Here is a 6,765-nt window from a genome sequence, read left to right as displayed (position 1 = left end):
CAAGACGAAATTAATTCTTTATCAGCCGAAATAATTGAAAACAAGAAAAAGTGGAAAAATAAAAACGTGCCACAACACCGTGTATAATTAATTGCTTTTTTAGGCTTACTCACGAAAATTCCTGCGGAATTTTCTCTGGTCCGTAAAAGTTTGCTAAATTAGTTGCTCAACCACGCAACTAACCATACACAAAACCGTTAGGCACAAGCACAAATCAGAATGGATAACAACATATCAAAAATCCGAAATGACATTCAAGATAGAAATTCAGAAGCTTGGATAAAACTCTGTGAATATGTTGAATATATTGCAAAAAAAGGAAAGAAAGAATTTAGTCCGAGAGAATATTTAGGAGACGAATTATTTGCACAAATCTATACTTTGCCTGAATCAATAGGAAAACTAAAAAAAGTTAAAAAAATATGGCTTTATGGAAGTAATCTGAAAAGAATTCCACCTGAAATTGGAGAAATGGAATCTCTTGAATATTTTGACCCTTATACTTCTTATGATTTAAAATGGTTTCCTTACGAATTGACTAAATGTAAAAATTTAAAAGATAGTCGGGTTAGTACAAGAGCAGTTTATGGAAATTTCAAAAACAGAAAAGCATTTCCAAAACTTGACCATAATCCTGTAAAATATTTGGGAGAAATAGTGAAATGCAGTGTTTGTGAAAAACAAATGTCATATAATGAAACAAATCAAATTTGGACAACTCAAAGAATTGGAACAGACACTTTACCATTTTTGGCTAATTTGTGTTCTAAAGAATGTGAAGAAAAGATTCCTAATTCACCAAAAGGTTTTGTTCAATTTCCACATAATGGTGGAGCAGATTTGAAACAACCTACATATGAAGAATGGGAGAAAGTAAACGTTATAAAAATAATGCCGAAAGAATTAAATGAAAATAAGAAAAAGGAAAAACCTAAACTTTTGAAATTAATAAGAAAAATTTGGGAAAAATAAAAAGCCAGTGCCTAACACCGTGTATAATTAATTGCTGGTTTTAGCTCACTTGGGAAATTCCTCCGGAATTTCGCCGTTCGTGATTTATTTACTAAATTCACTGCTTAAAACACGCAACTAATCATACACAACAACGTTACCTTGCATTAAAAAAACACTCACTCAAACGCAAATTTCGCGAAAAAACATATTGAATTTTAAAAACAAAAAAACAAGATTGCGGAATTTTAGCAAGTTTGCGGAATAAATAAATAAAAACTGAAAAAACAAGATTGCGGAAAAACCAATAGAAGCTGAAATTGAGCAAGTTCGCGGAATTGTTAAACACTGAAAATCACTCAAACAAAATAAAAAACCTATATTTAACGGACAATAAAACTGAAAAAAAATAAAAACGCAAGGTAACAATGTATAAAAATAATGCTTAACTTTTGTGCTTAATCAAAACTAAAGTGTGCGTTTGCTTGCATCTGATTTTCCTTCGGAAAATCCTCGCACACAAAACCGCACTATTCTTATACTAACCGTTGGCAACAATATAAGAAATGACCGAACTAAAAATAAAATGGGAGGAATTTATTAAAGAAATTGACTCTTTAAGTAAAGATGGCAATTCACTTTTGAATTCTAACCCAAGAGGAAAAGACGAAGAAAAAACGTTTGTTAACGAATATAATTTGTGGAGAGAAAAAATCATTGAATTCCTTAATAAATCATTCGGAGAGAACAACGAATACACTAAAGAATTTAAATATGCCCATAAAAATAAATTCAAAATTCAAGGACAGCAAAATAACTCTCAAATAAATTTAAGAGAAATCAAACAAGATTTTAGAAATGATATTAGATACATAGATTACAATAAAAATATACTAAAAGTCTCTGATTTAATAACTAAACCTTCTCAAATAGATTTAACTATAAGAGAGAACTATACATCAGAGGATATTTTAGAATTAATTTTAGAAAAACTATATGACTTGTATGATGACACCACTTACGAAATTCTTCCAATTTTGGAGGGAAACGGAATTAAATTAGGAAAGAGAAGAGAAGAATTTGATTACGTGAAATTATTAGAGAATAATGGATATGTCCGAAGTAACAATATCGGACAATTCGCAGATGCTCAATTGACAATTAACGGAAAACTCTACATTGAGGAAAAAAGAAAAAAAACCGAACCAAACTACCAATCGATTAGTGATGATAAAGAAACCATTGAATTAAAAATCGATGAATTATTAAAAAAACTAGAAAAGTTAGGGTTTGGACAACAGATTATCTTTGATGAATTAGATGAATTAAAAGACTTGTACTCTACCTTAAATAAAAAGAATTGGGGAGAATTGGTTAAAGGTAAAATTGTAGATTTAGGTCTTTCTCAAGCTATAAACGAAGATATGATGAAGTTGATTTATGAACATATTACAAATGACATTTTGCGAATACCATAAATAAATACTGTTGCCAACACCGTGTATAATTAATTGCTTTGGCAAGTGCTTATTTGGAAAATTCCTTCGGAATTTTCTCGGGTTCGTATTTGTTTACTAAATTAGTTGCTTAACCACGCAACTAACCATACACAATATCGTTGGCAGCAAGGCGGAAACGACAGAAATACACTTTTTACCAAATGATGAATGACGCAAAACAAGGATATATTACTTTGCAGTAATGAAAGAATTTATAGAATACATATTACAATATGGTAATTTGAATAAACAGCAAATTGACCTAATAACAAGTAAAGGAACAGAAATTGAACTTAGCAAAGATGACTACTTCGTAGAAGCGGGTAAAGTTTTAAGACAAGTCGGGTTTATTATTGATGGTATTTTTCGCATTTGTTATTACAACAAAAAAGGAGAAGAAATCACTAAAATTTTCATTGAAGAAAACCATCTTCTTTTCAACTTAAAAAATGTACCTTCAACGGAATACATACAGGCTGCAACAGATTGTAAGTTACTTGTATTTTCTAACAAAGATTGGAAAGAAATTTCTGAAACTATAATTGATTGGGAACATATTATTCAAAAGATTACGAATAAATCACTTGCGCAAAAACTGGAACGAGTAAGTCCGTTAGTTTCACAAGATGCAACGACACGTTATTTGGAGTTTATGGAAAAATATCCAACACTTGTCAATCGCATTCCATTATCATACATCGCTTCATATTTGGGAATCACACAACAGTCGTTGAGTAGAATAAGAAAAAATATTCGCTAAACTGATTTTACCATATGGTAAACAGGTTCATTTTTAATCTGCGCACTTTTGTACCATCAATTTATATTAAAAAATAAAGAAAATGGACAAAACAATTTTTATTACAGGTGCTTCATCAGGATTAGGAAAAGCAACTGCCAAATTATTTGCGGCTAATGGTTGGACTGTAATTGCTACAATGCGTAATCCAGAAAAAGAAACTGAACTTACTGAGTTACCAAACATTCATCTTTTGAAGTTGGATATCAACAATACAAAAGAAATTGCTCGAGTAGCTTCTGAAGCAGAAAAAATAAGTTCCGTAGATGTATTATTCAATAATGCAGCGTATGGACTAATGGGAGCTTTTGAGGGAACTACCGATGAACAATTAACAAGACAAATTAACACTAATTTCTTAGGAACAATACTCGTTACAAAATCATTTCTTCCTTACTTCAGAGCAAGAAAAGGTGGAACGATTATCACTGTTACATCTTCAACAGCTAATATTCCTTATCCGTTTGTAGCAGTTTATGCAGCAACAAAATCAGCATTGGAAACGTGGACGGAAGGAATGAGCTACGAACTAAATGAGTTTGGAATCAATATTAAAACAATTGTTCCTGCTTATATGCAAACTAACTTTGGAAAAAATGCACAAATGGTTTCTCATCAAAATTATCAGGAAGTTTTTAATCAATACATCACGGCAATGAAAGCAGATTCAAATGCAAAAAAAGACACACCTGAAACCATTGCCAATGTAGTTTTCCAAGCTGCGACAGACAACAAAAAGCAATTACACTACACAGCTGGCAATCTTTCAACAGTAGAATATGAATGGCTGAGAAAAGATGGAATAGAAAATGTAATTTCAACAATGAACAAGCGATTTTTTGAAGACGAATAATGACCTAAAAAGCCCAACTGCCAACAAAGTGTATAAGCAATAGCGGTTTAGGTAATTACTTAAACCGTTTTTCATTTTAATAAAGTATATTGCAAATCGAAAGGCTGTCGCACATAATCCGCTACTGCTCATATACAAATACGTTGGCAACAAGCTAAAAACCAATCTGAATGGACAAAGAAAAACCGAGACTTGCAAGATTGACAGCAATTTTGACTCAATTACAATCGAAACGAATTGTAACTGCAAAAGACATTGCCGAAAAACATAATGTAAGTATCAGAACGGTTTATCGAGACATCCGAACACTTGAAAAATCGGGAATTCCAATTGTAACGGAAGAAGGAAAAGGATATTCAGTAATGGAAGGTTATAAAATTCCACCTGTAATGTTTACTCAAGATGAGGCGAATGCTCTTATAACGGCTGAACAATTGATTAGCAAAAACAAAGACCAATCTTTGACCGAACAATATGAAAGTGCAATAAACAAAATCAAATCTGTTTTAAAATACAACCAAAAAGAAAAAACAGAATTATTGACAAACAGAATTCAAGTTCGCAACAATCGGGAAAATGAAAAAACAAGTAATTACCTCATAAAACTTCAATCTACTATTTCAAATTATCAAGTGGTAAAAATGGATTATCTGTCATTGGCAGATAATAAAAGTCAAAGAGAAATAGAACCATTTGCACTTTACACGACACAAGAAAATTGGGTGCTTATTGCTTTTTGCAAAGAAAAAAAGGACTTCAGAGCCTTTAGACTTGACTGCATCCAAAAATTAGAAATCTTGGAGAAGAATTTTAAACCTCATAAAATGACGTTGCAAGGATATCTTGAAAATTGTAGCTCAAAATATAAAAACACCCCTGACACACCTTTGTCACAAGGTCAATCTAAATTTGCATTAAATCAAAAAATATAAATAAGATGCAGATAGTAAAAATTGAACCTTTTAAAATTATCGGAATTTCGATAAGAACAACAAATGAAAACGGACAAGCTTCTCAAGAAATTGCCGATTTATGGCAACGATTTATGTCCGAAAACGTAATTTCTAAAATTCCGAACAAAATAGACAATTCCGTTTATTCATTATACACGGAATACGAAAGCGACCACACAAAACCTTACACAGCAATTCTTGGCTGTAAAGTTGAAAATTTAGATGGTGTCCCAAATGGAATGGTTGGAAAATCATTTAATGGAGGAACTTATTCCAAAACGACATCAAAAGGAGATTTAATGCAAGGTTTGGTCGTAAACCAATGGTCGAAAATATTTGAAATGGAATTGGACAGAACCTATGATGCCGACTTTGAAATTTTTGGAGAAAAGGCTCAAAATCCAACAGATGCAGAAGTCGAGTTTTATGTAGGCATTAAAGGCTAACAAAAATATGCGAATAAAAAAGTTTGAAATAAAAACAGACGAAAGAGTAAATGAGGTTTTTGCAAATTATCCCGACTTTGTTCGGGATAAAATGCAATTCCTGCGTGAATTGGTAATTGAAACAGCGGAAGAAACCGAAGGAATTACCAGATTGGAAGAAACTCTAAAATGGGGAGAACCGAGTTTTGTAACTAAAAACGGTAGTACATTGCGAATGGATTGGAAAGAAAAATCACCAGACCAATACGCTATGTATTTTCAATGTACAAGCAGATTAGTAAATACGTTTAGATTGGTTTTCGACCACAAATTTGAATATGAGGGAAAACGAGCAATTGTGTTTAAATTAAACCAAAAAGTTCCAGAAATGGAATTAAAAGAATGTATAAAAGCTTCTTTGACTTATCACAACGTGAAGGAATTAATTACGTTAGGAATTTGAGAAATTAAATACGAATGAACAAAAGCCAGTTGCCAACAAAGTACTGTGGTAAAAAACAAGTAAAAATGCACTAATTTTTCATTAAAGTACTTCTATATGTATCATCATATATTAAACCTGATTTTGCTATAGCAAAAGCCTGTTTTAATAGTTTATTACACACCGCTATCAATGCCAATTTTTTACTCTTTCCTTTTGCTACTATTCTCTCATAAATATCACGACATGCTTTATTGTATTTACAAGCATTAAAGCTGCACATAAATAACAGATTACGTAGTTTCTGATTTCCTATTTTACTGATACGAGGCCGTCCATTTACACTACTCCCACTCTTTCTAACTACAGGGGTTAATCCAGCATAACTACACAATTCGCTACCACTTTTAAAACGATCAAATCCATCGGTTAAAACCAATAGCATTACTGCGGTTTTATTTCCTATACCTGGAATAGTTTTTATTCGAGTTAGTAAATCTTGATACTCTTGTTTTACTATTATTAATAGTTTTTCTTCTAAGGTTTTTAATTCTTTATCAACCTGCTTTAAACTACGCTTTAATGAAGCCACTACGACTTTACTTGGGTTACCTAAAACAGCTTCTCCATGTAGCTTATTTTTAAGCATAGTGCTTTGTTTTGTATACAATGAAAGGAGTCTGGTCATTTGTAAGCACTCTGTTTGAACTTTGGAATTGCCTTCCCAAAGTTTTAATTCCACCTGTTTGGCATACTCACAAATCAATTTAGAATCACTTTTGTCTGTCTTGATTTTAGACAACTTCATTTGGATAAAACGTTTTACTGATAATGGATTTTCAA

8 protein-coding genes are annotated in these 6,765 nt (G+C 31.8%); 7 read left to right on the top strand and 1 reads right to left on the bottom strand.

Translation table 11 applies throughout. The annotated features are described in order from the left end of the window. The first annotated feature begins 219 nt into the window (after window positions 1-219). The 7 genes from HM982_RS17975 (at window position 220) to HM982_RS17945 (ending at window position 5,943) form a co-directional block, all read left to right on the top strand. Window positions 220-972 carry a leucine-rich repeat domain-containing protein gene (locus HM982_RS17975; RefSeq protein WP_179354714.1) on the top strand — a complete coding sequence of 251 codons (753 nt, stop codon included), beginning with the start codon at window positions 220-222 and terminating at the stop codon, window positions 970-972. Between the two features lie 545 nt (window positions 973-1,517). Continuing rightward, a complete protein-coding gene (locus tag HM982_RS17970) occupies window positions 1,518-2,429 on the top strand; it encodes a hypothetical protein (RefSeq protein WP_179354713.1) in 912 nt (303 codons plus the stop codon). A 223-nt stretch (window positions 2,430-2,652) separates the two neighbouring features. Continuing rightward, window positions 2,653-3,210, top strand: coding sequence for a Crp/Fnr family transcriptional regulator (locus tag HM982_RS17965; RefSeq protein ID WP_179354712.1), 558 nt, complete (start codon window positions 2,653-2,655; stop codon window positions 3,208-3,210). Window positions 3,211-3,292: 82 nt separating this feature from the next. Continuing rightward, entirely contained in the window at window positions 3,293-4,102 is an 810-nt protein-coding gene (locus tag HM982_RS17960; RefSeq protein WP_179354711.1) for an SDR family oxidoreductase, read from the top strand. 170 nt (window positions 4,103-4,272) lie between these two features. Further along, complete coding sequence (locus tag HM982_RS17955) at window positions 4,273-5,034, top strand: helix-turn-helix transcriptional regulator (RefSeq protein WP_179336299.1); 762 nt, start codon at window positions 4,273-4,275, stop codon at window positions 5,032-5,034. 5 nt (window positions 5,035-5,039) lie between these two features. Next, on the top strand, window positions 5,040-5,501 hold the full coding sequence (locus HM982_RS17950) for a GyrI-like domain-containing protein (protein WP_179336298.1): 462 nt from the start codon (window positions 5,040-5,042) through the stop codon (window positions 5,499-5,501). 7 nt (window positions 5,502-5,508) lie between these two features. Further along, entirely contained in the window at window positions 5,509-5,943 is a 435-nt protein-coding gene (locus tag HM982_RS17945) for a DUF1801 domain-containing protein (protein WP_217363330.1), read from the top strand. Window positions 5,944-6,013: 70 nt separating this feature from the next. Here HM982_RS17945 and HM982_RS17940 read toward each other — a convergent pair. Continuing rightward, on the bottom strand, window positions 6,014-6,765 hold a 752-nt coding region (locus tag HM982_RS17940; protein WP_179354069.1), incomplete at its 5' end, for an IS110 family RNA-guided transposase.

The sequence above is a fragment of the Winogradskyella vidalii genome (assembly GCF_013403955.1).
GTDB classification, from domain to species: Bacteria; Bacteroidota; Bacteroidia; order Flavobacteriales; family Flavobacteriaceae; genus Winogradskyella; species Winogradskyella vidalii.
The sequence above is the reverse complement of the archived record's forward strand: the minus strand, read 5'-3'. Positions and strand labels throughout refer to the sequence as shown.

Excerpts from the sequence above, each read along its gene's own strand:
- HM982_RS17960 (WP_179354711.1), top strand. The coding sequence starts at position 3,293 with ATGGACAAAACAATTTTTATTACAGGTGCTTCATCAGGATTAGGAAAA.
- HM982_RS17975 (WP_179354714.1), top strand. The coding sequence starts at position 220 with ATGGATAACAACATATCAAAAATCCGAAATGACATTCAAGATAGAAAT.
- HM982_RS17955 (WP_179336299.1), top strand. The coding sequence starts at position 4,273 with ATGGACAAAGAAAAACCGAGACTTGCAAGATTGACAGCAATTTTGACT.
- HM982_RS17950 (WP_179336298.1), top strand. The coding sequence starts at position 5,040 with ATGCAGATAGTAAAAATTGAACCTTTTAAAATTATCGGAATTTCGATA.
- HM982_RS17945 (WP_217363330.1), top strand. The coding sequence starts at position 5,509 with ATGCGAATAAAAAAGTTTGAAATAAAAACAGACGAAAGAGTAAATGAG.
- HM982_RS17970 (WP_179354713.1), top strand. The coding sequence starts at position 1,518 with ATGACCGAACTAAAAATAAAATGGGAGGAATTTATTAAAGAAATTGAC.
- HM982_RS17965 (WP_179354712.1), top strand. The coding sequence starts at position 2,653 with ATGAAAGAATTTATAGAATACATATTACAATATGGTAATTTGAATAAA.